The organism is Vibrio campbellii CAIM 519 = NBRC 15631 = ATCC 25920, from assembly GCF_002163755.1.
GTDB lineage: Bacteria > Pseudomonadota > Gammaproteobacteria > Enterobacterales > Vibrionaceae > Vibrio > Vibrio campbellii.
Genome location: NZ_CP015865.1, coordinates 21,097 through 46,203 on the forward strand (window position 1 = coordinate 21,097; position 25,107 = coordinate 46,203).

The 25,107-nt window shown below is 42.9% G+C and carries 23 protein-coding genes and 5 pseudogenes; 14 read left to right on the forward strand and 14 right to left on the reverse strand.

Features of this window, described 5'->3' with window-relative positions:
• Positions 1 to 131 precede the first annotated feature (131 nt).
• The 4 genes from A8140_RS24730 to A8140_RS24745 all read right to left on the reverse strand — a co-directional run bounded on the left by A8140_RS24730 (position 132) and on the right by A8140_RS24745 (position 3,816).
• Positions 132 to 446 carry a hypothetical protein gene (locus tag A8140_RS24730; protein ID WP_005534948.1) on the reverse strand — a complete coding sequence of 105 codons (315 nt, stop codon included), beginning with the start codon at positions 444 to 446 and terminating at the stop codon, positions 132 to 134.
• A 938-nt stretch (positions 447 to 1,384) separates the two neighbouring features.
• Entirely contained in the window at positions 1,385 to 2,281 is an 897-nt protein-coding gene (locus tag A8140_RS24735) for a DMT family transporter (protein ID WP_033000514.1), read from the reverse strand.
• 101 nt (positions 2,282 to 2,382) lie between these two features.
• The gene (locus A8140_RS24740) at positions 2,383 to 3,096 is read right to left on the reverse strand and encodes an AraC family transcriptional regulator (RefSeq protein ID WP_033000513.1); all 714 of its coding nucleotides are present in this window, start codon (positions 3,094 to 3,096) and stop codon (positions 2,383 to 2,385) included.
• A 180-nt stretch (positions 3,097 to 3,276) separates the two neighbouring features.
• Positions 3,277 to 3,816 (reverse strand): recombinase family protein, encoded by a 540-nt coding sequence (locus A8140_RS24745; RefSeq protein WP_005534944.1) that lies wholly within the window; start codon positions 3,814 to 3,816, stop codon positions 3,277 to 3,279.
• Positions 3,817 to 4,025: 209 nt separating this feature from the next.
• Between A8140_RS24745 and A8140_RS24750 the strand changes: the two genes are divergently transcribed.
• Both A8140_RS24750 and A8140_RS24755 read left to right on the forward strand, forming a co-directional pair.
• The gene (locus A8140_RS24750) at positions 4,026 to 4,286 is read left to right on the forward strand and encodes a type II toxin-antitoxin system Phd/YefM family antitoxin (protein WP_005534943.1); all 261 of its coding nucleotides are present in this window, start codon (positions 4,026 to 4,028) and stop codon (positions 4,284 to 4,286) included.
• On the forward strand, positions 4,286 to 4,588 hold the full coding sequence (locus A8140_RS24755) for a type II toxin-antitoxin system RelE/ParE family toxin (protein ID WP_005534942.1): 303 nt from the start codon (positions 4,286 to 4,288) through the stop codon (positions 4,586 to 4,588). Before A8140_RS24750 ends, A8140_RS24755 begins: the two co-directional genes overlap by 1 nt.
• Here the strand turns inward: A8140_RS24755 and A8140_RS24760 are convergent.
• Both A8140_RS24760 and A8140_RS24765 read right to left on the reverse strand, forming a co-directional pair.
• Positions 4,563 to 5,186 carry a recombinase family protein gene (locus A8140_RS24760; RefSeq protein WP_005534941.1) on the reverse strand — a complete coding sequence of 208 codons (624 nt, stop codon included), beginning with the start codon at positions 5,184 to 5,186 and terminating at the stop codon, positions 4,563 to 4,565. The genes A8140_RS24755 and A8140_RS24760 overlap by 26 nt on opposite strands.
• A 606-nt stretch (positions 5,187 to 5,792) precedes the next feature.
• Positions 5,793 to 6,869 (reverse strand): replication initiation protein, encoded by a 1,077-nt coding sequence (locus A8140_RS24765; protein WP_005536335.1) that lies wholly within the window; start codon positions 6,867 to 6,869, stop codon positions 5,793 to 5,795.
• Between the two features lie 934 nt (positions 6,870 to 7,803).
• On the opposite strand from A8140_RS24765, the pseudogene A8140_RS25950 reads away from it, so the two are divergent.
• The 3 genes and pseudogenes from A8140_RS25950 (at position 7,804) to A8140_RS24780 (ending at position 9,780) form a co-directional block, all read left to right on the forward strand.
• A pseudogene (locus A8140_RS25950) lies at positions 7,804 to 8,527 on the forward strand (hypothetical protein).
• Positions 8,517 to 9,266, forward strand: a complete 750-nt coding sequence (locus A8140_RS24775) for a hypothetical protein (protein ID WP_005536331.1) — start codon at positions 8,517 to 8,519, stop codon at positions 9,264 to 9,266. Before A8140_RS25950 ends, A8140_RS24775 begins: the two are co-directional and overlap by 11 nt.
• Positions 9,263 to 9,780 (forward strand): annotated as a pseudogene (locus tag A8140_RS24780) (metal-dependent hydrolase). Before A8140_RS24775 ends, A8140_RS24780 begins: the two are co-directional and overlap by 4 nt.
• A 172-nt stretch (positions 9,781 to 9,952) precedes the next feature.
• On the opposite strand, the gene A8140_RS24785 reads toward A8140_RS24780, so the two are convergent.
• Positions 9,953 to 10,561: a LysE family translocator gene (locus A8140_RS24785; protein WP_005536329.1), complete on the reverse strand. Its 609-nt coding sequence runs from the start codon at positions 10,559 to 10,561 to the stop codon at positions 9,953 to 9,955.
• A 161-nt stretch (positions 10,562 to 10,722) separates the two neighbouring features.
• On the opposite strand from A8140_RS24785, the gene A8140_RS24790 reads away from it, so the two are divergent.
• The gene (locus tag A8140_RS24790) at positions 10,723 to 12,081 is read left to right on the forward strand and encodes an aminotransferase-like domain-containing protein (protein ID WP_005536327.1); all 1,359 of its coding nucleotides are present in this window, start codon (positions 10,723 to 10,725) and stop codon (positions 12,079 to 12,081) included.
• Between the two features lie 242 nt (positions 12,082 to 12,323).
• Here A8140_RS24790 and A8140_RS26055 read toward each other — a convergent pair.
• Positions 12,324 to 12,481 (reverse strand): annotated as a pseudogene (locus tag A8140_RS26055) (ParB family protein); the annotation flags it as partial.
• On the opposite strand from A8140_RS26055, the pseudogene A8140_RS25335 reads away from it, so the two are divergent.
• The 7 genes and pseudogenes from A8140_RS25335 to A8140_RS24830 all read left to right on the forward strand — a co-directional run.
• Positions 12,467 to 12,682: pseudogene (locus tag A8140_RS25335) on the forward strand (metal-dependent hydrolase); the annotation flags it as partial. The pseudogenes A8140_RS26055 and A8140_RS25335 sit on opposite strands and share 15 nt — an antisense overlap.
• A 445-nt stretch (positions 12,683 to 13,127) precedes the next feature.
• On the forward strand, positions 13,128 to 14,240 hold the full coding sequence (locus A8140_RS25880) for a tetratricopeptide repeat protein (RefSeq protein WP_005536323.1): 1,113 nt from the start codon (positions 13,128 to 13,130) through the stop codon (positions 14,238 to 14,240).
• Between the two features lie 144 nt (positions 14,241 to 14,384).
• A pseudogene (locus A8140_RS25485) lies at positions 14,385 to 14,588 on the forward strand (metal-dependent hydrolase); the annotation flags it as partial.
• Between the two features lie 393 nt (positions 14,589 to 14,981).
• Positions 14,982 to 15,419, forward strand: a complete 438-nt coding sequence (locus A8140_RS24800) for a hypothetical protein (protein ID WP_005536318.1) — start codon at positions 14,982 to 14,984, stop codon at positions 15,417 to 15,419.
• 154 nt (positions 15,420 to 15,573) lie between these two features.
• The gene (locus A8140_RS24810; RefSeq protein WP_005536315.1) at positions 15,574 to 15,942 is read left to right on the forward strand and encodes a VOC family protein; all 369 of its coding nucleotides are present in this window, start codon (positions 15,574 to 15,576) and stop codon (positions 15,940 to 15,942) included.
• Between the two features lie 169 nt (positions 15,943 to 16,111).
• Complete coding sequence (locus A8140_RS24820) at positions 16,112 to 16,396, forward strand: MazG nucleotide pyrophosphohydrolase domain-containing protein (protein WP_038863851.1); 285 nt, start codon at positions 16,112 to 16,114, stop codon at positions 16,394 to 16,396.
• A gap of 143 nt (positions 16,397 to 16,539) precedes the next feature.
• On the forward strand, positions 16,540 to 16,947 hold the full coding sequence (locus A8140_RS24830) for a hypothetical protein (protein WP_005532986.1): 408 nt from the start codon (positions 16,540 to 16,542) through the stop codon (positions 16,945 to 16,947).
• 154 nt (positions 16,948 to 17,101) lie between these two features.
• On the opposite strand, the gene A8140_RS24835 is transcribed toward A8140_RS24830, so the two are convergent.
• The 5 genes from A8140_RS24835 to A8140_RS24855 form a co-directional block, all read right to left on the reverse strand.
• Positions 17,102 to 18,172, reverse strand: a complete 1,071-nt coding sequence (locus A8140_RS24835) for a ParB family protein (protein ID WP_005532985.1) — start codon at positions 18,170 to 18,172, stop codon at positions 17,102 to 17,104.
• A complete protein-coding gene (locus A8140_RS24840) occupies positions 18,172 to 19,371 on the reverse strand; it encodes a ParA family protein (protein WP_005532983.1) in 1,200 nt (399 codons plus the stop codon). Before A8140_RS24840 ends, A8140_RS24835 begins: the two co-directional genes overlap by 1 nt.
• 137 nt (positions 19,372 to 19,508) lie before the next feature.
• A complete protein-coding gene (locus A8140_RS24845) occupies positions 19,509 to 20,765 on the reverse strand; it encodes a Y-family DNA polymerase (RefSeq protein ID WP_005532980.1) in 1,257 nt (418 codons plus the stop codon).
• Positions 20,765 to 21,172: a LexA family protein gene (locus A8140_RS24850; protein ID WP_005532979.1), complete on the reverse strand. Its 408-nt coding sequence runs from the start codon at positions 21,170 to 21,172 to the stop codon at positions 20,765 to 20,767. Before A8140_RS24850 ends, A8140_RS24845 begins: the two co-directional genes overlap by 1 nt.
• A gap of 428 nt (positions 21,173 to 21,600) precedes the next feature.
• Positions 21,601 to 22,344, reverse strand: coding sequence for a hypothetical protein (locus A8140_RS24855; RefSeq protein WP_005532977.1), 744 nt, complete (start codon positions 22,342 to 22,344; stop codon positions 21,601 to 21,603).
• A gap of 577 nt (positions 22,345 to 22,921) precedes the next feature.
• Here A8140_RS24855 and A8140_RS24865 point away from each other — a divergent pair.
• Positions 22,922 to 23,710: an aspartate/glutamate racemase family protein gene (locus A8140_RS24865; RefSeq protein WP_005532973.1), complete on the forward strand. Its 789-nt coding sequence runs from the start codon at positions 22,922 to 22,924 to the stop codon at positions 23,708 to 23,710.
• Positions 23,711 to 24,170: 460 nt separating this feature from the next.
• Here A8140_RS24865 and A8140_RS24870 read toward each other — a convergent pair whose 3' ends face one another.
• Entirely contained in the window at positions 24,171 to 25,070 is a 900-nt protein-coding gene (locus A8140_RS24870) for a phosphatidylinositol-specific phospholipase C (RefSeq protein ID WP_005532971.1), read from the reverse strand.
• Positions 25,071 to 25,107: the final 37 nt, after the last annotated feature.

Below are 25,107 nucleotides of genomic sequence, written 5' to 3' on the forward strand. Positions count from 1 at the left end.
GTTTGAGTGGCTTCTAACGCCTTGTTAAGGTGTGAGGCACGCAATACCGAAGCCTCCGCATAGCACCTTAACCACTAAAACTAACGCATAGTAAAAATGCCACGCGTGCCGAATCACTCTTGAACAATTTGTTATAAGGCGGGCTCCAGGAGAATATCGTAACCATCAACTTCAATTAGTCCAAAGTCACCTTCTAAAGAAAGAGAACCTTTAAAATAAGATACTCCTTCAACTTCACCCAATGTTGGAATGTCGTTTAAAGTCGTCTTTCTGGCAGATAGCTGCATCCCCTTAAAGCGAACAGTTATAGCTTTACCATGTTTATTACAAACAAGTAGTTTGACCTTCTGTCCGGAATCGAGAAGGAATAACATTTCGATGTAGGTATCATCAAAACTTTGATTTAGATAGAGCAACTCTGAATCGATTAAACAATTTAGTTCCATATTCCTTCTTGCCTTATAACGCTTTCTATACGGCTTTCAGCCGTTTTTCATACTCCTATCGTGCAATTTTTGTGAACGCAGTTCAATTGATAATCAATAGGTTAGTGAGATGTATTCAACATTAGATTGCAAGATGATGCATAATTTTTAAAAAAGCTTACGTCGACACTCTCTCGGATACCTACAGGTAAGGCAAACTTACAATTGCAGACTGTGGTTAGACTTTAGCACTGAGAAGGAATGGGGCACATCTGAGTTAAGAAGTGCAACCTGTGAAGGTTCTGGACAATTTCTAGTGGCGTTGTGTGTCTTAACTTAAGTATTGTAAACCGCTTAAGCGGGTGTTCAGTATCTAATTAGGAGATCACTTTGCTGACAGCGCACGACATAATTTGGCTGAATAGTCTAATTCACCTTCCTCAGTGTGAAAATCTTCGTACTGCCCTACCCCATTTCCGACTCACTTCAAATTATGAGTAAGTTAAAATCTGGAATCTAGAAAATATGCAACTAATATTATATCAACTCCTGGGCTGACACACTGGCCGCAATCTTCGCCACCTTTCATGAGGTGGCTTTTTTTTCCAGGTAAACCTAATCTGACGGGGATCGCCAAGGCGTTGTGCTTTATAGCTAATAATGGGGCGGAGACGTGTTTGCCGAGATCGACGTCAGCACGTCTTGGGGCACTTCTGAGTTAGAAAGTGCCACGAGTAAAAAATCAACCTGAGAAGCTTTTGGACATAAATGAGTTACCGAGGTTGCTAATTTAGTAATATACGAATAACTATAGGTATTGGAAAATCGCTTGGAGGGGGCCATTTCCTAATGTGACTTTATATATCATAATCGAACAGCTTTGTTAGCAGTCAGCCTAGTTGCTTAGTATATGAAACAACTAGACACGATAATATCTATACCTGTTGGTTCGTAGGTGGCTATCTACCTTTCACTTGAATCAACAAACAAATCAGGATTAAACCGATGCCACTCCATCCAAGCATTGGTATCGACTCGCCAACCACCACCACTGCCAAAACTGCTGCTACAACAGGTTCAAAAAGTGTAATCAAACTTGCATTACTGGCGGTTACAAACCTTAGGCCAAATCCATAAGCAATATAACCCAAACCCATTGGAATCAACGCCATATAGCCAACTACCAGAATATTGGTTGTTGATGCAAAAAGATTATCTCCAGTAACCAAAAGTGTTGGGAGCAAAATTAACGAACCAAAACCAAAAATACTGCCTAAAGCCGATTGGGATTGGACACCCTGTTCAATCAGTGTCTTAGCAATCCACGAATAGACGGCATAACACAAACCCGCAATAAAACCCAACAAGATGCCAATCAGTCTTAAGTTATTAACTGTATCGGTTGCAGGTGACTCAGAGAAAACCAACAACATGATGCCTGCAATTCCGACAGAGAAGCTTAGCAACCATTTTTTCGTAATTCTTTTACCTTTGCTAAATAGACACTCAAGTATGGCCGCAAAAAACGGTGCTGTGGCAATAGAAATCACGGTACCAGTTGCGACACCAGCCAGCCTCATCGAGGAGTAAAATGCTAATGGGTAGGCAGCCAAAGCAATTGCGCTGATCGCTAATTTTCTCTTGTGAATCAGAATCTTTTTGAAATCATTTAGCAATTGTTTGCGGGATAGTGCGGCTTGAAAAAGCCCACCAACACCCATTGAAAAAGCGCCTATTGCTAGAGAGCTAATATCTGGAGCTAAACTAGCGACTGTACCTGTAGTACCCCATAAGACTGAGGCAAACAGTATTGAGAAAACGCCAAGCTGATAGGAAGTATAGCGACTGTACAACATAATTATTTCTACCGAAAACTCATAACAAGGCAGAGATTTTAGGCGATTAGTTACATCATGTTTTTGCTAAAAGGACGCAATAGTTGTTTAAATAGACGATCTCAAGAGCGCGCGAACTCCCTTGGAGACATTCCATAGTGGGCGGAAAAGCGTCGGCTAAAAGCTGAAAGGTCGCTATATCCTACTAGCTCAGCTACCCACTGCACAGGTAAGTCAGTATGGGTTAGCAGTGCCTTAGCCTTCTCCATACGTTGCTCAGTGATGTATTTGAGTACACTCACCCCTATGTTTTCTTTGAAAAGCTTCTTGAACTGAGTTGGACTAAGATACGCAATCTTAGCAAGCGACTGAATGGTATGAGGCTCGGCTAACCGTTCACTGATCATCAACTGCACTGCTCGAATCCGTGGATCGTTAGTTTGAGACAACTCTTGCTGCCCCAGCAATAAGGTGAAGATATTTACCATAGATGCTTCAATTGCACTATCCACCTGATATTCAAGTTGCTTTTCAACAAAGTGAATAAAGCTCAACAGAGGGGGAGAGATCGAAAAAACTGCTAGTTCCTCACTGATCAAATGAGAAGGCAGTTCATCAAGATCAGCTACAATGAATCGTGCTGCTTCATCAGCATAAAATCCATGTGCTACACCTTTTGGGAGCACCACGCATTCACCGACACTCACCTTACCCAAGAAACCATCCATATCAATATGAATATTACCTTGAATAGGCAGTACCAGTTGATGATAGCTATCGTGAACATGGCGACTAGAGCGCTTTGTGTAAGTGCGAATACTTAAACTAGTTTTCATATCAACAACAAGTTAGCAAAAGACAATATCAGGTATTTCCAGCAACTTTCACTCATTACAAAAATTAGGTCAAGCAGATGGTTCACCTAGCTCACAATGGGGCAGAAGTTTGCTAGCTAGAGCCTAGAATCCATTTGCCATTAGTGAAGGGTTATGGACACCTTCATTTAGAAAAAGCCATCACTCCAGCACCTTATACACCGTCGTCCGGCTGCACCCTAACTCTTTGCTGATCGCGTGCTTGTTCATTCCCTGCTCTGCAAGCTCCTGTATGCGTGAATGTAAGGTCTTATTAGGAAATCGGTCGAGGTGCCTCCCTTCGGCTCTAGCGCGCTCCCTACCCTCATTACAGCGCTGTAAAATACGTTTTCTTTCCATCTCTGCGAACGCGGAAATCGTGGTATAGATGACGTGGCCAACATCGCTATTAATATCGACATTGCCGAGATCGTGAAAAACCAAGCCAGCACCTTTTTTCGCCAATGCATCGGCTATTTGCAATGCGTCAATGGTATTACGGGCCAAACGATCTACTTTCATCACGTGAATGGTGTCGCCCTCACGAGAAAACTCGAGCATGGCGTTTAACTGGTCACGCTCCGTACTTTTTCCGCTGGCGTTTTCTTGGAAAATTTTTTCACAGTCGAGTAATGTCAGCTGTTCGACTTGGACATCGAGAGATTGATCGCTGGAGCTGACCCGCGCATAGCCAATAAGCATGAAGGAAGCCTTAAAAGTGTTCAGTTAGTTACAGTAACCATAATGGTCATGTTCACTATTAATCAATTGGAGATTTTGAACGCTTTTAACTGGCTCACGCTGGAGTGTCCTTAAAGTACACCTTTCTGAACAGTGATCCATTTCATTCGCTTCAAATGATTCGTATGAATCGAACGATTCGTTTATAATGAACAAAAAAGGAGCACACAATGCAATCATTAACCGCAAACACAGCAAAAACTAAATTTGGTGACTTACTGATGAAAGTACAGCGAGAGCCAGTACAAATCAGCAAGAATGGTTCCCCTGTAGCAGTTGTCATGTCATGTGAAGAATACGAGGAACTAGAAGCCTTGAAGATGGCGATGGTGAAATCACGTTTTGAGCAAGCGGAACGAGACATCGTGAATGGAGATTTGGTGGATGGTGAGACCTTCATGAACGAATTAGATTCAGGCAAGTTTGACTAATGACACGATACAAACTTTCTCCCGCAGCCCAAACGGACCTAATTGACATTCGCCATTACACGCTTGAAAACTGGGGAGGCGCACAGTGGACCAATTATTTTGGAGAGTTAAAACAATCAATGGCGTTGTTAGCGAGCAATGAGTTAATTGGCATTGACATGCCGGAACTTGGAACTGGTTATTGCCGCTTTCCGTTAAAGCATCATGTCATCTATTACATCAGGAAACCGGACCATATTGTTATTGCCGCTGTCCTAGGGCGTAACATGTCACCGGCTAAGCACTTTCAGCGACAGTTATAGCTCTTAAGCCTCTGCGTTTGATGTAATCTCGTAATGTACTTGGGGCTTCATCAATAAGCTTTGCTGTAGGACGAATCCCAAGCCCCATGCCTAGATATTTTTCAATTTGATCTCTTTTAGGATCGAGCTTAAGTTTTTCCGCCTTACCTTTAGGTCTACCAAGGGTAACACCGGCTTTTTTTCTTGCAGCTAAAGCTTCTTTAGTTCTCATCGAAATGAACTCTCGCTCTATCTCTGCAGCGAGGCCTAGCACCGTTGCGGTGATTTTTGCTTGCATGGAACCATCTAGCTGCATGTTCTGTTTAGCAATGTAGACATCGATGCCCTTGGCCATGCATACCTCAAGCACTTCAAGAACCTGAAGTGTAGAACGTGCAATTCGACTGACCTCCGCGAAGATCAGTTTGTCACCAACCTCCATTCCATCAATAAGTTCACCTAGTTTACGTTCATGCCACTTCTTTTTGCCTGTAACGACATCTTCGATAAAGCATAAGTTAACTATTCCGACACGATTGCAATACTCGTAGATACCGTGTTTCTGGTTTGCTACATCTTGGCTATCTGAAGAAACTCGAAGGTAGGCGTATTGTGGCATTGATCAAATCCTCATCTAAATGATGAAGTACTTATAGCAAGCCTTGACCTTATTTTTGATATCGATCACCTAGATTGTGACAGTTAGAAAAGAATAAAAAGAAAGAAATGAAACTGTTTCTAATGAGGGTAACTGTGTAAATCTCTGATTTTCCAGTTATCCACATTAGCTATAAAGATCTATATCTTCTATTTAAACCTATAAACACTATGAAAACTATAAGATCTATAGGTATTGTAAGTTGCTGAATAAAAAGAACTTAATTGCTCTTTATGATCACTATTTAGGTGTATAGATAACACTATTTAGGTGTTAATGATCTTTTTTTAGGTCTTAATGATCATCTGCTAGGTGGAAGCCTGACACAATTTAGGTGTTGATGATCGTATTTAAGGTTTATAGATGACATATTTTAGGTAGCTTACAGGCTAAAATAACGAATATCAGGTGTCTCCGCCCTTTATTCACAGTGATCTTGATTAGGTATCTTCTAATGCGACACATTTTAGGTCTCATATTATTAAAAACACCTAAAATGTGTCACCTATTACGATAGAAGACCTGATTTTTGTCAGTAATGGGGTCGTCTCACCTAATATGTGTCATCTAGTAATCAGGGTTATCACTAATCTCAGATAAGGTATCGATTTTATCTAGGAGCGAGTCAACCTCACTTTGATGGCCATTATTAATTTCTGGTTCTCGGTTTAAGTGTCGCTTAGAGAGACTTTCTTCTACCTTCAGAGCATGCTGCTCTTTGCCGATATAGCGGTAAGCAATGGCCAACGCTTCAAGCTCGGCCTCTGTCAGCTTTATCTTGTCTTGTAGGCGTTTTAGCTCTAGCTCTCGAATTGTTTTTAACGCATCGTGTTGGTTTAGCTCTTCTATCGTGCCAAGTTTTATCCAGCGGAACAGGAACTTGATACCGGTGATAGTTCGACCTTTTTTAATGACCTCAAAACCCTTCTCCCCATTTTCTCCTTCCAAGAACAGCAGTTCTTTTCTGATTTGAGGGTGTTCAGTAAGCTCTTTGATGCTCTCTCGAATACAGCGTTTCATGAACACACTGTTATTTTTGAATGAGCTTTTGTCTTTCTTGAGTTTGCCAGCCTCATCGAGTAGCCCAAAGACCCCTTTTAACTCATCAAGCTTCTGTTGATGCATTTCAAAGCCTTTGTCTTTAAATCGGCTGAGCAATTCATAGAGGCGTTTTGAATACTCTTTTTTTACATCAAAGAAATTGCGAGTGTTAATGAGTGCAAAGCCCTGGTTGTACTCGATGTACTCAGATTTGAGCATGTCATTAGGCACCATAGTCAAGGTGCCATTTTTGTATGCGATGTGTTTGAAAAGCGGACGGTAATCGAATTCAATATCCCCTTTGCCAGTCTCTATTTTTATACCGATTTTTCGGCTCGCAAGACGATTGGCTACTGGACTTAAATTACTCCCGATATGTTTAGACTCTACACCTAACCACTCAGATAGCTGATGTGACGTGAACTCATAATGAGGGGTACTGCGCTCCCAGTCGTTCGCTTTCATGTGTGCGATCATCAATGCAAACATATCCGCTTCTCGAGCAGAGAGATCCTGGCGACTAAATACCAGTTGATGACCTTTCTTTATATGTTTCGGTAAGTTATCACTTACGACTGGGTAAAAGTACTCTTCATCACTCATACCGCGTTTCCTTTAAGTAACATAATCTAGGTAATTATGACATATTTTAGGTGTAGTTAAAGTCTGATCACCTAAATGTTGTCATTTATGCGATATGTAATTGATATGATCATCATATTTAAAGATCAACACCCCGATCGGATAGTCCTTTTCAAGCCTGTAGCACGCTCAAATCTCGTTATACCTTCTTGCGTTTGAATTTTTAGAAGGATTGCTAACGAGAAGTTTAAAGCTGAGGAACTTACTCTCTCTGTCGTTGCAGATGAAAAACGCCAGCGACGTGAAATAAGTGGGAGGGAATCAAGCTTGCTTGGTTACAAAAAGAGTAAGTGACAACGTGGTATCGTCTACGGGGGACGTGATTGATCAATGGTGTGGTATGAACAATCAATAAACAGGTTTTATGGTGATACGCCTGTCTGTTAGGTTGGTTAAGTCGTTACACAAACCAGAACAGGAAAAGGGAGAGAGTAACGCCTCGACCTGCAGCGGTGTGGCGAGCCGTATGACTAGGCCCAGCCCTAAATAATCTGTCACAGAAAGTGCGCACCTGATAAAACATCACGAAGAAAAACCAACATACTATTTATCTTTGATGGAAAGCAGGGTTGATGTTAACGCTTTAACATCAACCCTGCCCCGTCATAGACCCTTTGTGCGCGAAAAATACGGTCGTTAATGTCACTCACCCTACACCGCTATTCGTCGTGATGTTCTGTAATCGATTGTTTACCCCTTACCTTCGACTAAAAATTTTCAGCACTGCGCGAATTTAACAGCGGAGCCTTGCCCCCCTACCCCCATCTAAACTGGATTACTTTTGAGACGATAAACAACGCAGTTACATTTTCATTATGGGTCGCACGCAAGCTATTTGCTTACTCTTTAATTGTTTTGATGAGTTCGTATTCTGTCGGAGTAAGGATGGAGCACAATGCGATTTTTGAAACTAAGAACCGATCACAATCGAGTACGCCGAGACGGTACGCGCTACGTAACTCCGCTTATTGTGGACTCACCGCGTCGCTTTGCGCCGAGCCGTGATCGTAAAGAAACCAGCTTGCGTCGGAAAAAAATGTCAATTAATCACAGGCGCGCATGATTCGGGGAAGAGCCGTTGGCTCACGCGCCTGAAAGATAATCGACACGAAATCTGGGGAAAAAAACCGCAGCCTGTTTTGCTTGAGGGGCTGATGCCACTCTCAAGTTGGGTGGAAGTGAAAGGGATAGACAAGTGGTACCAAGAGAGGCAAGAAGAGGGGGTAATTTACACTCCATGGAGCAGGCTCAACTTACAGCTCAAGGCCGACCTATTGGCTGACTATTTAATGGAAACCCAATCCTTACTCTTTATCGACGATGCGCACAAGTTAACAGGGCGCAAAGCACAAATCGCACGTAAGTGCCTGATGTCTGCCAAGCTGTGGCTGATGACGTGCAGCGAAGAAGGACGCCTTCCCCCTTCTATTCGTCCGATTGTCGAACGGCGCGAACCCCAGCGTATCAACTTAGAAAGTGACGTGAGTTACGACACGACCAAAGCGCTGGTTTGGTTTATGGTTGCGCTATGCGTGGTTGCTGGCGCTTGGGAAGCGGGCGCTGTGATTGGCGGATTACAAATGCTTGGTAGCGGACGGAGGTCGACGCGTGCAGATTAAGTATCACCTTTTAATGCTGTGTCCCCTGCTCTACTCAGCGGCTTATGCCAATGATTGGGGCATTGCGACACCATGGGATGAACCCACAGCACAACCTCCAGAGATAAAGCCATTCGAATTGCCAACATTGAAGGGGGATGCACCCCACTACAACACCCCTACTCCTGCGTTAAAACCTGCACCTAAGATTGACCCAGATGCTATCTTTCAGACCGTACTCAACTGTTACCCAGAAAAGAGCAAATTCAAACTCGACTTAAACCTGGTAGCAGGAATGCGGACCAACTTAGATGAATACAACAGCGATGATTGGCCGGAGATCTCAGAACACTATGTCGGGATAGTGGGAAAAATGCCGCTCTACTCTACTACAGAGCAATCTCGCGAGAGGCAATGGGAATATCAGCGTCGAACTGCTACTGCCACATCAGTCGCCTCCTTCACCCAAGCATTGGCTGACAGAAACTACGCTTATCGATTGATGGGACTCTACCTATCACTTGAAGCTCGTTCACAGCAGCGGGTCGCCCAAGGTGTGGCGAACGTGAATGAACAAGTAGCTTTACTTGAAAAGGTCGCCAGTTCGCATCGAGACGTTTTAGCCCATGAAGCGAAAATCGTAGAGCACCGATTGGCTTTAGTTGCGCTGTGTGAGAGTTCCTACAGCGACAGCGTGAATCTGTATTTGCAAAAGCTGGCCTATCTCCCACCTCATGCAAAGCCGAAGGTTGCTCAATGAAGTGGCTAAACCATGGACTGATTGCAGGCGCCATTTGTGCAGTTGTCTCCCCTCCTAATGTGCCTATTTGTGTTGCCGGCGCGACGGCACCCGACTGGATGGAGTTTGTGGCTAAAGGGCTAGGACGCAACATTAAACATCGCGGACCAACGCACATCTTTACCCACTGGTTGATCGTCGCCCTAGTCTTTACTTTGGTTTGGGATTACCAAGGTATTGGGATGGCCTTTGCCTGGGGAGGCGTCAGCCACATACTCACCGACGCAATGACCGTATCGGGGGGGCCTTTTTCCCCTACAGTGACAGACGCTTTCATTTATTTGGTGGGCGGTTTAGAACCGGTGACCCGGTGGAATACGCCATCTCTGCTGGCGTAGTGATAGTTTGTATTGGCCTTTCTCATATTACAGGGGGACAGGGCTTTGCACCGTTCTTTTACGATTGGGCTGGCATGTATGAGCAAGGTTTAATTGACGCTTTAGAGTGGAAGACCAACCGATTCAGGTTGATTTAAACGTTCGGATTCTGTCAATGCTCAGGCTGGGCATTGACAAGTTTAGGAGACGCAGTTTCCTTGTGTGGATGTGGCGGCTCTAACAAGGTTCTGTCCCAAAGTGCGTTACAGTTCGAAATTCGAATTTAGATAGTCAAGACTTTTAGACATACAAAATTCTAATCTTTGTTATTCAGATAGAGTGCTCCAACACCGGCAACAATGATATAAGCGTTATCGCTGCTAGGCTGATATTGAACAGGCGTTGTTTTAGTACAGTATCGAGATAAATTCGGATTTTTTCACCAAACCAGACCCAAACTATATTCGCCAACAACCCGAATGTCGTAAACACGACGGTAATCAATGCCACAGAGAACCAATAGCTAGAGGGAAGGCTATAGCTTGTGACCAAAGCAAGTGATGCCATCCAAGCCTTCATATTTCCCAGTTGAAATAACGTAGCCTGAGTCATACTGATTGGCTTGTTCTTTGTGGATTTGCCCGACAAAGGGTTGGTACACAACAGCTTTATCATTAACCAGAGCATGTAAGCTACACCGACGTATTTTATTGATAGATACCAGTTTGGATGAGTCTGAAAAGCGACACCGACACCACACGCACAAAGTAGGATTAATCCAATAACACCAATACGGATACCAATCAGGTGTCGCCATGATTCTCGGACACCAAATTGTGCCCCTGAGTTGGCGAGCAATAAGTTATTTGGTCCCGGTGTTATAGCCGTTACAAACGCGAATAAACTCATGGCTGGCAATAAGTCCCATAATGTCGTCATTTCCTTTCCTCTCAAATAAGTGTGAACGAGTTGAGAATAAAGGGGGAAAATGAGAAAGATCTACAGTTAATGCGTCATGGTGACAATTCTTTGATTTCATTTTCGTCAGGCCTTATTTATCCTGAATACCAGAATTAATTGCACCCCTTTGGAGAGAGACAATGTTGGTCCCTGATATATCTGGTCGCTCCGGACCTAAGTTTATGGCACTGGCTGATGCGATTGCTGAGGTGATAGAAAGTGGAGAACTCGAACCGGATACTAAATTACCCCCTCAGCGGATTTTATCTTATCGGTTGAGTGTGACGGTTGGAACGGTGACAAGGGCTTATCAGGAGCTTGAGCGAAGGGGGTTAACGGAGCCAAAAGTAGGAAGCGGCACTTATGTTCGGAACAGAGAAACTGAACTGAACCACTTTTATCATCCGGTATTGGAAGAAAAAGGCATTGACCTGGCGCGCTGCCGACCTTTGTTATTGTCACAACCTAAATTTCTTGCTAGCGCGTTGAAAGAGTTATCTCACGAAGAAATTGCGCAGGCAGCGGTACTGGATTACTACTCCGCTGATGGCATTCATGGTCATAACGAGACTCTTCGACAATGGCTGATGACCAAATTCAATATCAATGTTGATGCCCGGCGTTTAGTGTGGACACATGGAGGCCAGCACGGAATATCGTTGATTATTCAATCGCTAAGCCGTCCCAATGATACCATTCTTGCCGAAGGGCTGTGTTATCCGGAATTTATCTATGCATGTCAGCAATCCGAACGAAAGCTAGTGCCTGTAAAGGTCGATGAACATGGATTAGATCCAGAAGATCTGGCTTTGCACTGTAAGAGACATCGGCCCAAACTACTTTACCTGACTCCGGGAATACAAAATCCGACTGGCGCCCAGTTGACGGATAGCCGAAGACTGAAAATTATTGAGATATGCCGTCGTTACAATGTGCTAATTATTGAGGACGATGTACTCTACTGCCCGCCGTCTCATCGAAAGAGCCCTTTAGTGGCTATCGCTCCAGACATTACCTTATACGTGGGTAGTTTTTCTAAGTACTTCGCGGGTGGATTGCGACTGGGATTTATCATGTTGCCATTATCCTTCAAGGATTTATTACAACGTGCTCTAAGAGCCAGTTGTATGTATGTTAGCCCTTTGATCATCGATCTGGTATGTCGTTGGCTAAATAGTGGAGCTATGCAGGCAGTAGATGAAGAGATCGCCATGGAGCTCAGTGCTCGTCATCGGATCTGGAAGACAGTATTTCCCGAAATCCAGATCGGCGTTCCTGGCTACAATGTGTGGCTACCTTTGCCTGAGCCGTTAACAGGGTATCATTTTAACCAATCGTTGCTGAAACATGGGGTCAGAGTGAGAGAAGCGGAAATGTTTACTGTAGGTCGGTATCAAGTGCCGGCAGCAGTGAGGATATCACTGGCAGGTCCATTAAGCCGCCCACAATTACAATCAGCTCTAGATATCGTCAGAGACCAAATCACAAGGCTCACTTAAACTTCATAGATCATATTGAATACTCACTACCTGACTAAGCACCAGTATTTAGTTGGATATAAGTAATGGCCTTAGTGGGTTAAAAGTATAGATATGCTTAAATTGGGCGAACGCCTGAAAAGGCTATTTAGGCACTCTCTAGTTTTGAGTCAGTAGACTCTCGCTAAATCACAATTGTCCAAAAGCTTCCCACAAGTTGGATAACAGCCCGCTATCCAATTTACTAGTGATGCTATAAAAGACTATTTCTCTTCTAGAACCTTAGCGATAGCTGAATCCAATTTTTCTTGCATTTCTTTAAGCAAGTGCTCGCACTCGTAAGAGAATTTCGGCCCTTCACGCGTTTGAGTACAACCATGCCTTTGCTATCGAATTGGGCGAGGGGAGTTACAGACGCTTTCATTTATTTGGTGGGCGGTTTAGAACCGGTGACCCAGTGGAATACGCAATCTCTGCTGGCGTAGTGATAGTCTGTATTGGCCTTTCTCATATTACAGGCGGACAAGGCTTTGCGCCGTTCTTTTACGATTGGGCTGGCATGTATGAGCAAGGTTTAATTGACGCCTTAGAGTGGGAGACCAACCGATTTAGGTTGATTTAAATGACCTGCAGAATGTCATTATTCAGGCTGAATATTGACAAGTTTACGAGGAGTAGCTTCCTCCTGCGGATGTGGTGGTTCTGACAAGCTACTGCCCCGTTATTTGTTTCGCCAAAAAGTCGACAATCACAGTCGAGTCGTTTTTATCCTAATAGAACTAATCTGACAAACAAAACTTACAAAGAACTTAAACGAGTACCAGAGTGTAATGCTTAGTGTTAAACAAATATGTGATTTTAGGACAAAAAACGCGCTGGAAGCATTGTAAGCTTACAAGGTGATTGCCTTGTAAAGTATCGACAATCTTCGCTAAGAGCGCATGAGGGGCACTGGTGGCTGTGTTGATAGCTAAATCGTTAGCTGAACATGATAGGAATAATAAATACCTTTAATCTGTCTGCTTAAAAACTTATATTTGTTTTAATTTTATAAATGGGGCTTATCTATGAGAAGAGTTATCACACTCACTTTGCTCTTGTTTTCATCGTTTGCACAGTCGGCAGACTTTGATAAAGGTTTTGATGCTTACAATCAAGGAGATTTTAAGACGGCCTACAGTGAGTGGTTTCCTTTGGCTGAGCAGGGAGAAGCGAACGCTCAATTTAATCTTGCTTTGATGTATTTATATGGTCAAGGTATAACACAAGATGATAAACAAGCGGTTTATTGGTATCGCAAAGCCGCTGAGCAAGGAGATGCGATTGCTCAACGCAACCTTGGGGTGATGTATTCACATGGTCGAGGCGTTGCTCAAGATGATAAACAAGCGTTTTATTGGTTTCACAAAGCGGCTGAACAAGGGCTTCCGAAGGCTCAATATATTCTTGGGTTGATGTACTTAAATGGTCAAGGCGTGATTCAAGATGATAATCAAGCGATTTATTGGTTTCGAAAAGCCGCTGGGCAGGGGGGCGTAATGTCTCAATACTATCTTGGGTTTATTTACTTTAATGGTCAAGGTGTAACTCAAGATGATAAACAAGCGGTTTATTGGTATCGCAAAGCGGCTGAACAGGGGCTTGCGAGAGCTCAATCTAATCTTGGGGTGATGTATTCACATGGTCGAGGCGTTGCTCAAGATGAAAAACAAGCGGTTTATTGGCTTCACAAAGCCGCTGAGCAAGGAGATGCGATTGCTCAACATAACCTTGGATTCATGAATCAAAATGGTCAAGATGATAAACAAGCGGTTTATTGGTATCGCAAAGCGGCTGAACAGGGGCTTGCGAGAGCTCAATCTAATCTTGGGTTCATGTACTTACATGGTCAAGGTTTGATTCAAGATGATAAACAAGCGGTTTATTGGTTTCGCAAAGCCGCCAAACAAGGGTTTGCGATAGCTCAACACAACCTTGGCTTGGTGTATTTAAATGGTAAAGGTGTTACTCAAGATAACGCGCAAGCGTATATGTGGCTATCTTTAGCTAGACATAATGGATATAAGAATACCAAAGAAAACTTTAATACCTTAAATAAATTAATGACACCTAGTGATATTATCGAAGCTCAAGAAGCGTTTAAGGTATGCTTGGAATCTAATTATAAAAAATGTGGCTAACATGATTGATGGATTCAACCGATGTGTTACTCAACGTAACTTATCTTGCATTTCTTTAAACAAGTGCTCGCACTAGTAAGAGAAATTACGGCCCTTCACGCGTTTGCGTACAACCATGCCTTTGCTATCGAACTGGGCGAGGGGAGTGACAGTTTATTTCATTTATTTGGTGGGCGGTGACCCAGTGGAATACGCAATCTCTGCTGGCGTAGTGATTGTTTGTATTATCCTTTCTCATATCACGGGCGGACAAGGCTTTGCTCCGTTTTTTACGATTGGGCTGGCATGTATGAGCAAGGCTTAATTGACGCCTTAGAGTGGAAAGCCAACCGATTTAGGTTGATTTAAACGTTTGGATTCTGTCAATGCTCAGGCTGGGCATTGACAAGTTTAGGAGACGCAGTTTCCTTCTTTGGATGTGGCGGCTCTAACAAGGTTCTGTCCAAAAGTTTCTCAGGTTGAATTTTTACCCGTGGCACTTTCTAGCTCTAAAGTGCCCGATCCCTTCTCAGCGCTAAAGTCTAACCACAATCTGCAATTGTAAGTTTGCCTTATCTGTAGTTATCCAAGAGAGTGTCTACGTAAGCTTTTTAAAAATTATGCGTCATCTTGCAAACTAATTTTCAATACATCTTACTAACCTATTGATTATCAATTGAACTTCGTTCACAAAGATTGCATGATAGGAGTAAGAAAAACGGCTGAAAGCCGTACAGAAAGCGTTAGGTACAAAGAGGACGTATGAAGGCTAAAATAGAGTTTGAAAAAGTATGGTTTGATGAAGATATCGTCGAATTGAAGATACTTGTGAGTAATGGGTGCTCAATGTTTACAAACAAGGTTTACGTTGGAAGTAATGAACTGGAATTGCTGTACAAACAACTTGAGGCGTTCAAAACAGCATACTATGGCGGTTTGGAAGACATAACATTCGGTGCATTTGGAGTGGAGTATGCTAGTGGCGCATTTCATGCCCGTTTACATTTCCCTAAGCCTGGCTTGTTATATATTTCGACAAAGCAACAATCAAAGTTCTTTGAATTCAAAGGTAGACATGAAGCCAGTGAGGCTAATATGTATCTTTCTACAGAGCCTGCTCTATTCGATAACTTTTTGTTAGAGCTTAAGAGTTTAAGTACAAGTAGTATTGGTGGTAAAGCTGAGTTGATTTGTACCTAACAAACTGTTTAAGAGTGATTCGCAACGCGTGGCATTTTCACTATGCGTTGTGTTTGGTGTTTCAGGTAGTATGTGGTTGCATCGGTATTGCGTTGCTCACACCTTAACAGGGCGTTATATGCTTTCAAGTTTCAAACAATAAAAGGACTTAAAAATGATTCTAAATCACGTCTCAGTTGGCGCTTCTGATGTGGTAAAAGCGGTTGGTTTTTATGACTCAGTTCTTTCTACGTTGTCTATTAAGCGTGCTCACTATATAGAAAATATCGCAGCGGCTTATGGTGAAAACTTTGAATTTTGGGTCGGCAGCCCCTGTGAAGGAAAAACTACATCAAGTAATGGTGCTCATATTGCTTTCAATGCGCCTTCAAAAGAAGCTGTAGACCAATTCTATGCTACAGCAATTGAATTGGGTGGTTCATGTGCAGGTAAGCCAGGCTTAAGACCTGAGTATGGTGAGACTTACTATGCAGCGTTCGTACGTGACTTAGACGGAAACAAGATCGAAGCCGTTTCAATGTAGCTTCGAGTACGCATATAACAAACTGTTTAAGAGTGATTCGCAACGCGTGGCATTTTTACTATGCGTTGGCTTTAGTGTTTAAGGTGGTATGCGGTGGCATCGGTATTGCGTTGATCACACCTTAACAAGGCGTTATACGCTTTATGAAAAATGATACAAAAAGGACGTTATGAAGTTATCTGAGTTACAAAGTCATATAAAAGAATTCGATTATGCGCCAGAGCAATCTGAACACTATTTTTTAAAACTAATCGAAGAAGTTGGCGAATTATCGGAATCTATTCGCAAAGGCAAAAGTGGGCAACCAACGCTAGATGAGCTCAAAGGTTCAGTCGCAGAAGAGTTATATGACGTTTTGTATTATGTTTGTGCTCTAGCCAATATTCACGGTGTAAACCTTGAGAAAACGCATGAACTAAAAGAAGTTTTGAATAAAGCTAAGTACAACCGATAAGACGCGTATAACAATTGTTCAAGAGGGATTCAGCACGCGTGGCATTTTTACTATGCGTTGGTTTTAGTGGTTAAGGTGGTATGCGGAGGCATCGGTGTTGCGTGCTTCACCCCTTAAAAAGGCGTTAGCTGTTTGAGAAACAAATGAAAATAATCGATAAGCCGTTATTTTGGCTATATGTTAAAACGCGAGACTCAGTCTTTTCATCATTTAAAGGTTTTTCCTCTTTACTCTTAGTCATCATTATTGCGGCTATAGTTTCAGGTAACAAATCTCCCGAAAACACCTTCATGTCTTACATGTTGTATCTGTTGATGCTTAGTGTACCTACCTCAATGGGTCTTATGCTTTTGAAGCTAAAGTTTCGAAAAGTTGCAGGCTCCATTCCTAGGGCAGAGTTAGCGTACTTTTTACAGAACAATAAAGGTATCGAGCTGGAAAATGCTGTAAAAGGGATATTTTCGCTCTATCTATCATTGATGATTTATCTCTGGTTTTTGATGATGGTTGTCGCAGCTTTGGGACCTTTGATTTTAATGCTAGTGTTTTAGTACACAGCTAACAAAAGACTGTGGTTTCAAGATACTTTTTCATACCTGATCGTGATGTAACTAAGTCATTTTAACTAACAAGGTTTTGTCCAAAAACTTCCCGTAAGTTGGATAACGGACCCGTTATCCAACTTACTTGTGATACTACAAAAGACTAGTTATCTTTTAAAACCTTAGAGATTGCTGCATCTAGCTTGTCTTGCATTTCTTTCGATAAACGACCGAACTCATAAGAGAAATTACGGCCCTTCACGCGCTTGCGGGCAAACATGCCTTTGCTATCGAACTGGGCGAGGGGAGTGATTTCTGCTTTGTCTGATTCTTGTTTTGCTTCGACAATTTTTAGCTCTGCTTTAATGACAGAAATGAGAGATTCTTTTCTATCTTCTTGGCTTTGCTCAGCCTGAGCATTGACAGCTTTACTCGCTATTTTTTTGATGAAGCTACTCAGAGCTTTCTTGTCATCAGTAAACGCTTTCATCACTTTAGCCAAGATAGAGTAATCTGTGTGAGACAAGTCATTAACAACAGGGAATAGGGCGATCAGCTTACTATCAATACTGGCAGCTTTCAGCGCACGGCCCACCGCTTGACGGCTAAGGTTTAATATTTTTGCCGTATCTTCTTGAGTAAGCTCACCACTCTTCATCAGTATTTGGCACTGCAAGCCAATCTCACGTTGGTTGTGCTCTTTAGCTGTTTGTAACTGCTTGGCCAGCGCTTTTGCATCAGCGGTCGAAATTTCGTCTTGGGTGACGAGAATTCGGAATGTTTTTACACGACCTTCTTGAAGTAAGAACCAAGCACGGCGGCGAGAGCCATCCAACACATCAATCTTGCCTTCAATTTCTCGACCTACGGCCGGATAGAACTGTTGAAACTCCAGCGAATTCAGATCAGATAGGGACTCAGCAGTAAGAAGCGATTGATCGCGTCCATTCACATCGAAAGTAACAAACGTTTCATCTCGAACTTGTTCGAATGACAGTGTCACTTCGTTAAACGTCGCAGTATTACCTGATGCTAGCTGCCAAACCATGCTCTGGCCGACAGATTCAAGACCAAACTGTTCTTGCAAGTACTCAGCGGCACTGGTGCCGGCTTTATCCAGTTCTGCCGTCAACTGCTGCGTTAAAGTGGTCAGGTTCGCTTTAGCTGCTGATTGTTGGGCTTCTTGAGAACCTGGTGCGTTACCTAAAGGGCTACCGCCGCGTTTTTTCGCCATTATGCTTGCTCCTGTTCGCGCCACACATTAAGAATGTCGCGCTGAATTTGACTGGTTACCTCATACCCGTTTTGTTGTGCCGTTTGGAACGTCGACTTACTTTTTGGGTACTCGCTCTTCGACATATCAAAAACGGTCGAAAGTAGGGAAGAGGCTTGTCTGATGGCTTCGCTATGTTTGAACTCCTTAGAGTACAAATAAGGTGCAAAGTGGTCGTAAAGACTGTTCATCAACTCAGTTGTGGTCGAGCTGTCACGATGGTTGGTAAGCAGGATCTTCATGAAGTCGTACCCATCATGATTCGCATTGGCCAACAGTGCCCATACTTGCGGAATGTAGCTGAAGTATGAACAGGTCGCGTCGATATCGTTCTCCGTAATCGATAGCGGGAATACCACGCTGGTTGCGGCAAAGTAGGCGTTGTAAGTTGCGTAACCTAGTGATGGCGGTGTATCGATGATGATGATGTCGAATTCATCTTTCACTGCATCGATGATCTCAGCCAAGATAGAGTAGGGGGATGGCAATTTATGGCTGAAGACTTGTTCATGGAACCAGCCTTCAATAGCTCGGTCACTCTGCGCTGCTGGCAGAATTCGTAAGTTAGGAATGGTGGTTTCTAGGAACGCCTCAGATACCGCTTGCTCAAACGTTTCATCCTCATCCAAGTCAAAGTTACGCATAATGAGATCACCCACAGACAAGTTGCCTTCCTGGTCTGCCTCTGGCGCGTAATACATAGAGAGGGTCGCCTGGCCATCCATATCTATTAAGCCTACACGGTACTTTTGATGGAACTCTGTAGCTAAACCAGATGCGACAGTCGCGGCAGACACAGTTTTACCAACGCCACCTTTCTGGTTTTGGATGACGATGACTTGTGCTGATTGCTGTTCGCTACGCGAAAACTTTGGCTCTTTACGCAATGCCTCTGGCAACAAATCACGTACACGGTACATTTCCGCAATATCAATCGACCACTGAGAATCTTCATGACGACGAGGATCAATATCCGCTGCAGTTACGTATTTATCCAGCGTTTTAGCATCGATACCTAAGTAAGCAGAGGCTTCTGCACGGGTAAAGTTGCGTAACTCTTTGCGATGGTTCGCCAGTAAGCGCTGGTTACGGCGCTTAATGTAAGCATCGGCACCTTGCTTGAGAGATTGAAAGTGTGACGTGGTTTGTTGAGTATCCATTTCTGTCTCCATGTAGGAATTAGAAATAGTATATCCCTTAATTTTTAGTGTGTGTAGTTAAAATTAAGGTATCTGTGCATTTTTTGTCATGTTTAGAAAATGTATTATGGCATATATGCTTAGTAGTGATGTTAACTTCAGCACTTAACCTGAGGCAAATCTGTCCAACATGTCGTGTACTGCGGTGTCAGAAGCTGACGCCGCATTTGCCACTTTTGCTCTATGCCTTGAGCGCCAAGGAATACCGTGTTCTGGCCATAACGCTGATTCAGGCCATCAAAAACCGACATCAATGGCGTATTGTTTGGCGTAGGGTTAAATAAATCCGCTTGCTCTTGCCGCCCGTCTACTAAATCCAATAGGCCAACGCCCACCTTGTAAAAGCGGACATCTTCAGAAAAGAGTTGGTCGGTCAGCTCAGAGACCACTTTAGTTAACTGAGTGACATCTGCCGTCGGGTAGGGGAACCGATGCACGACTCGGCGACTGTAAGACACATCATCAAACGGCGAGCTTGATGCAAAGCACATCAGCACCTTACATAAGGATTGCTGCTTTCTCGCTTTACGCGAAGCGATGCCCGCGTGGTGGCACAACGCCTGGCGTAACGAGGTTTCATCTTCGATGCGTTCGCCAAAACTGCGCGTAGAAAAGATCTGCTTTTTATCTGCTCGAGCTTCATCCCACTGTTTACAGACTTGGCCATTGAGTTCGCGCACTGTGCGCTCTAACTCCACATTAAACACCTTGCGTGCCAATGGCGCCGGGTACTTGGCCAGTTGTAAAGCGGTGGTGATACCAAGGTGTTTTAGGTGAGTAGTTAGCCGTTTTCCTACTCCCCACACATCACTTACTGAGAGCTGAGCGAGGACGCGTTCTCGTTCCACTAAAGTATCGAGCACGCACACCCCATTAAACCCAGTGATTTTCTTTGCTGCATGGTTGGCGATTTTGGCCAGAGTTAACGTTGGTCCAATACCAACGCACACAGGTAACCGGCACTCTCGCCAAACCGACTTTCTGAGGGTTTGGCCATGCTCACGAAGACAGGGAATCGCTGGCGCTGTTCGCTCGAAAGAGAGAAAAGATTCATCAATAGAGTAGACGTGCTGCTCTGGAGCAAATCGGCCGATGACTTCCATCATCTTGCTCGATAAGTCACCGTACAGCTCATAGTTAGAAGAGAGCGCAATAACGCCGCGTTGCTCGCACTGCGCTTTCATTTGGAAGTAGGGCTTAAACTTCTCGACCCCGCATTCTTTGGCTTGCCGGTTCGCCGCGACCACACAACCATCATTATTGGACAAAACAACGACAGGCTTGCCGCGCCATTCCGGGCGGAAGACTTGCTCCGCGCTGCAGTAAAACGCATTGGCATCAACCAGGGCAAACATTACCCTTGCCCCAATAAATGACTGGCTCGGTGACAGCGTATCGAACGTATGACGACGCCTTCTACTGTAAAGGTATCGCAATCTTGGACCAAAACCGGAGCGTGGCTAGGGTTAGCAGAAAGCAGCTGGCGATGCTTAATATCCAGCAACTTACACACGAATTCACCATTTAAGTTGGCCACTATCACATCCATGTTACTCAAGGCGACATGGCGATCGACAATCAGAATATCGCCATCGAAGATACCCACTCCTTGCATCGAGTCTCCACTCGCACGCCCTAAAAAAGTCGCACTTGGGTGCTCGACCAGTAACTCATCTAGATCGAGCGAAAGTTGGCGGTACTCCGCAGCTGGTGACTCAAAGCCAGTGATGCCAGCACGGGCAGAAATAGGAATAACGTTCATAAATAATACTGTTTATATATACAGTATTATTATGGGTAAAAATGCTCAGAAGCGCAAGTGACAGATGAAGTCAGCTTTCTGTTCAAGAAGCGTTAGTTATAAATTAATCACTGTAAAGTTCTGATTTTATTATTTTATCATGGATTGGCAAAGGTTGGCGGAATGGGGGGGAGCGCTTACCACAAATCATAAGTACCCAATGCTTACGTTAGGATGTCAGAATGTGTCGTTCAACTTTTATGAGTTTTTTTTTTGGCTGGTTCACTGAAGATAAGGGCTGTTCAAAAAGTACAATGAGCATGTACTTACACAACGAAAGGGAATGCACTAAAAAGATGGGGGAAACTCTTCTTTGTCTTTGATATATACCCAAGTGGCCCCGAGATACTTGATTTAGAGCCAGGCAACTTGGGCATGGTCGAGAACTACTATTGATTAAAAGTTATCGGCTCCAATTCAATCACTCCACTCTCTTTGTATGCATCTTTTTTGTCCGTAGATATGGAGTAAGTCAAACCAGTGAGTGTTTCTGATTCACGAATGCGAAACTTCGAGAATCCCATACCTTCGTTTTGGAGATAAGAAGGAGACCCTGATGAGTGATAGTGACAGAGCTCTTTTGTTTGCCCACAGAGCGGACGAAATTGAATTAATGATGGCTTATCCTTTAGCTTTGCACTTTTTGAGTAACTAAAGTTGATAATATTCCAATCACTTTTAGTTTTCGTTTCAGGTATATGTAGTGATACTGAATTGATATTAGACGACTCAAATTTCTTCGGCTCTACATCGAAATATTGTTTACAAGCATCAGTATTGAAAGGAACAAATCTCATTTCATATCTATCGTGCTTAGCTTGATTTTCTTGGCATATCGCAGCATTTAGGAACTGAGTAGAACTCATTAAATTCCCAGCACCATCTTGAACTTTCACCTCTAAATCAATGGTTTTATCACTAGCATCTAACAGTTCAACACTAATGCCTCGCTTCACTTCTTTACCATCTTGTAGATAAGAGAAAGAGGTAAGGCCGCCATTGATTGGTACAGTTACAGACATGAACTTCTCTGAAGATTCAAACTTAACATCGGTTTTAAACGACCAATTAGGTACATCGGCATTGGCAAAGCCAGTAACAAGGGTTGAGAGCAAGATATAATTTTTTATCATAACGGGTTTTCCTTGATGATAAGCATCTTTATTTATATTCACGACATTGTAAGACACTAATTAAAAAGAAAGTTTCCACCGTTCGGGAAATTTAAATCACATATCACCAAATACTTTTTACCCTCTGTATTCCGCTCAAAATCTAACAGGTCAAATTCAACTGCATCCAACCATGAAAAAATCGCTAGTCGTGGTTCTAGATATAGCTTCTCTACAACATTTAAATGATGAAGTCGAAATCTTATTATTTCCATGAACTTACCAACAAACCTAACCCTCGTTATACGGCTGCACATTGGGTTGGTTGCCCGTTTTATTTCCATTACGGTTAATGCAAACCTCTGAGGTATGGAGAGGAGCCACAGCGAGATACTAAGGGTAATCACGCACTTTTCTAGGCCCGAGTTTTCTTCGCTACTGTAGCAACATGAAAGGCTAAAGCTTATTTTAACACTCAAATTTCAGCAGCGAAAAGTGTCCCAATTTTGATATATGCAGCCCGAATGTTTTTATTGGTAATAAAAGAAATGGTGTAATTTTTATACGTCACTTACCAAACCCTTAAGGAATATTGACGATGAAAAAAGTAAAAATCCGTGTAATTACGGCGTTTCCTGTTGATAGTAAAGCACCAACAAGAGTGTTAGCTGACCTGAAAAAATATGAGTCGGATGGTATAGAAATCTCACTATCTTCAAATAAGGCAGGGGCGGCTTATTTTAATAGTGATACCGAGCAATTTCTAAGTATGGGTGCACTTGTTTTTGAAGCAATCGCTGCTGAAAAGGAAGGCTGTGATGCCATTGTTATTGAATCAGGCGCGGACACAGGTTTAGAAGCCTGTCGTGAAGTGGTGAGCATCCCCGTTGTTGGTCTAGCAGACATTGCATTCCGCACGGCGAGTATGTTGGGTAGAAAATTTGGTTTAATGGCTCTTCAAGATTGGCATGGTTATGCCATTGAAAGAATGATAAAAAAATACCAACTGACCGACCAATATTGTGGTCACTTCACCACAGTAGGTAGTACCCCATTTTGGGTTGGCGAAGAGAAGAAAGATAATCATCGCCTAGAGACAGCAATGAAAGGCATTCGTTCACTCATTGATGAATATAATGCTGATACCATCGTGATGGGCGGAAGCTACTTCTGTGATATGAATGACGATATCAAAGCTAAACTCCTAGAGGAAGGCTATGGGGACATTGTTTTGATTAACCAGTTACCTCTGGCAATTAACTTTGCAGAAACACTTGTAAAATCGAAGCTTTGTCACAGTAAGAAAATTTATGCAATCCCTAGAACATCGACGGCTGTGTTCGGTTATAAAGATATAACGGTTACGCCATCATTAGAAAATATGTAGTTTAACCAACAAAGCCATTTCAAGTAACAAGAAAAGATAGCGCTGATAGCTAATTCTTAGTGCTATCTTTTCCTACATCACACCGTCAATAACATTGAAGCGCATCAGTTAATTTAAACAGTTCACAAAGAATTTTCTGATACTAAAAGTTATCCGCAGTTTTCTAATTTAATTGGGTACTCCAAGAAAGTTTTGTCCAATAATCAGTCAGACACTAGAGTGTTATTCTCGAACTGCACCGGCATATTATATGGGGCCTTAACACATGCTGACTGCTTAAATCTGTTGATGTGATTCATATTGGTCAGGGGGATAAGCTGCCCCTTGATGTGAACTCCTTGGTCAACAGAAGTCTACGAGATGGGTAAGGTATTTGTTTCCACTTAGGTCGCTGACACGCATTTTTTAAACTAAGTAAGCATGGTCTTCTTTGATGGTAGATTAACCTTTTGCATACTCGCTATTTTAAGTTAACACCCGAGTTGGCGTTGATAATCAGCTCGACATTTCTGTTATCTATATGACCTTCTTCGTTGTTGTAAAAGTCTAGAACAACAATACCAAACCTTTTTCCCTTTTGTTGCTCAGCCAAGAATTCCGTCAGTCCAGGGTTCATCTTCGGATCTACTTTACCGAAACCACCACCCCAAGCGTATTGGTAAGGTGTATGTCCCGCAAGTGAGATGCTATTGTATGTAATATGCACAGCGTTATCATTTGGTGTCTCCATAGCTCTGTTTATTGAGGAGTGTACTGTAGCCATTTTCTTGTGAGTATCGTGCTGCTGGTATTCGTCTTCTATTCGGAACACTTGGTTTTCGGGCGTTGTCAGAGTGAAGGTTGCATTCTTTTCCCACCCACTGGATAGGTCGATACCTGCATCGCCATCAAACCGTCTTAACAAAACAATTTTGCTCTGGATTTCATGCAATGCTGGTATACGTGGCTCTAAGTAAAATAGATGTTTGTACTTCTCTTGTTTCAGGTATTCATGAAATTTTGCTTGAATGTTTTTATCACTGTTTGTCTCGGCGTTCATCAGCATAACGACGGACTCACTTGGGTTTTCTTTTAGAAACTTTAAACAATCATTTAGAACATCACCGAAAGAAATGCCGCAACTAAAGATACCATGGTAAATATTCAGAGGGTCAAGTTCTGGACCGTTTGGTTTCACACGAATGTCGAGGAAACGAATGCCATCCGATAATTGATCATAAATGCCAAAGTTTTGTGTTCTAGCTCCCCCTTTAGGGGCTTTTTGAGTCCCTGAATCATGAGTCCCAGGCATGGAAATACTGTCCAGTGTTAAGTTTTTATCTAGTGCACTCATCCAGTTTTTCGTGCTTACGTCAGTCATGTTTTTCTCCTATATAGAATATTTTTGAGTTTTGATT

What these genes read in the sequence shown, in the direction of transcription:
- A8140_RS24810 (WP_005536315.1), top strand. Translation starts at nt 15,574, where the DNA reads ATGATTCTAAATCACGTCTCAGTTGGCGCTTCTGATGTGGTAAAAGCG.
- A8140_RS24855 (WP_005532977.1), bottom strand. Translation starts at nt 22,344, where the DNA reads ATGATAAAAAATTATATCTTGCTCTCAACCCTTGTTACTGGCTTTGCC.
- A8140_RS24785 (WP_005536329.1), bottom strand. Translation starts at nt 10,561, where the DNA reads ATGACGACATTATGGGACTTATTGCCAGCCATGAGTTTATTCGCGTTT.
- A8140_RS24865 (WP_005532973.1), top strand. Translation starts at nt 22,922, where the DNA reads ATGAAAAAAGTAAAAATCCGTGTAATTACGGCGTTTCCTGTTGATAGT.
- A8140_RS24755 (WP_005534942.1), top strand. Translation starts at nt 4,286, where the DNA reads ATGACACGATACAAACTTTCTCCCGCAGCCCAAACGGACCTAATTGAC.
- A8140_RS24800 (WP_005536318.1), top strand. Translation starts at nt 14,982, where the DNA reads ATGAAGGCTAAAATAGAGTTTGAAAAAGTATGGTTTGATGAAGATATC.
- A8140_RS24790 (WP_005536327.1), top strand. Translation starts at nt 10,723, where the DNA reads ATGTTGGTCCCTGATATATCTGGTCGCTCCGGACCTAAGTTTATGGCA.
- A8140_RS24750 (WP_005534943.1), top strand. Translation starts at nt 4,026, where the DNA reads ATGCAATCATTAACCGCAAACACAGCAAAAACTAAATTTGGTGACTTA.
- A8140_RS24870 (WP_005532971.1), bottom strand. Translation starts at nt 25,070, where the DNA reads ATGACTGACGTAAGCACGAAAAACTGGATGAGTGCACTAGATAAAAAC.
- A8140_RS24745 (WP_005534944.1), bottom strand. Translation starts at nt 3,816, where the DNA reads ATGCTTATTGGCTATGCGCGGGTCAGCTCCAGCGATCAATCTCTCGAT.
- A8140_RS24730 (WP_005534948.1), bottom strand. Translation starts at nt 446, where the DNA reads ATGGAACTAAATTGTTTAATCGATTCAGAGTTGCTCTATCTAAATCAA.
- A8140_RS24840 (WP_005532983.1), bottom strand. Translation starts at nt 19,371, where the DNA reads ATGGATACTCAACAAACCACGTCACACTTTCAATCTCTCAAGCAAGGT.
- A8140_RS24740 (WP_033000513.1), bottom strand. Translation starts at nt 3,096, where the DNA reads ATGAAAACTAGTTTAAGTATTCGCACTTACACAAAGCGCTCTAGTCGC.
- A8140_RS24835 (WP_005532985.1), bottom strand. Translation starts at nt 18,172, where the DNA reads ATGGCGAAAAAACGCGGCGGTAGCCCTTTAGGTAACGCACCAGGTTCT.
- A8140_RS25880 (WP_005536323.1), top strand. Translation starts at nt 13,128, where the DNA reads ATGAGAAGAGTTATCACACTCACTTTGCTCTTGTTTTCATCGTTTGCA.
- A8140_RS24845 (WP_005532980.1), bottom strand. Translation starts at nt 20,765, where the DNA reads ATGTTTGCCCTGGTTGATGCCAATGCGTTTTACTGCAGCGCGGAGCAA.
- A8140_RS24760 (WP_005534941.1), bottom strand. Translation starts at nt 5,186, where the DNA reads ATGCCACAATACGCCTACCTTCGAGTTTCTTCAGATAGCCAAGATGTA.
- A8140_RS24765 (WP_005536335.1), bottom strand. Translation starts at nt 6,869, where the DNA reads ATGAGTGATGAAGAGTACTTTTACCCAGTCGTAAGTGATAACTTACCG.
- A8140_RS24820 (WP_038863851.1), top strand. Translation starts at nt 16,112, where the DNA reads ATGAAGTTATCTGAGTTACAAAGTCATATAAAAGAATTCGATTATGCG.
- A8140_RS24850 (WP_005532979.1), bottom strand. Translation starts at nt 21,172, where the DNA reads ATGAACGTTATTCCTATTTCTGCCCGTGCTGGCATCACTGGCTTTGAG.
- A8140_RS24735 (WP_033000514.1), bottom strand. Translation starts at nt 2,281, where the DNA reads ATGTTGTACAGTCGCTATACTTCCTATCAGCTTGGCGTTTTCTCAATA.
- A8140_RS24830 (WP_005532986.1), top strand. Translation starts at nt 16,540, where the DNA reads ATGAAAATAATCGATAAGCCGTTATTTTGGCTATATGTTAAAACGCGA.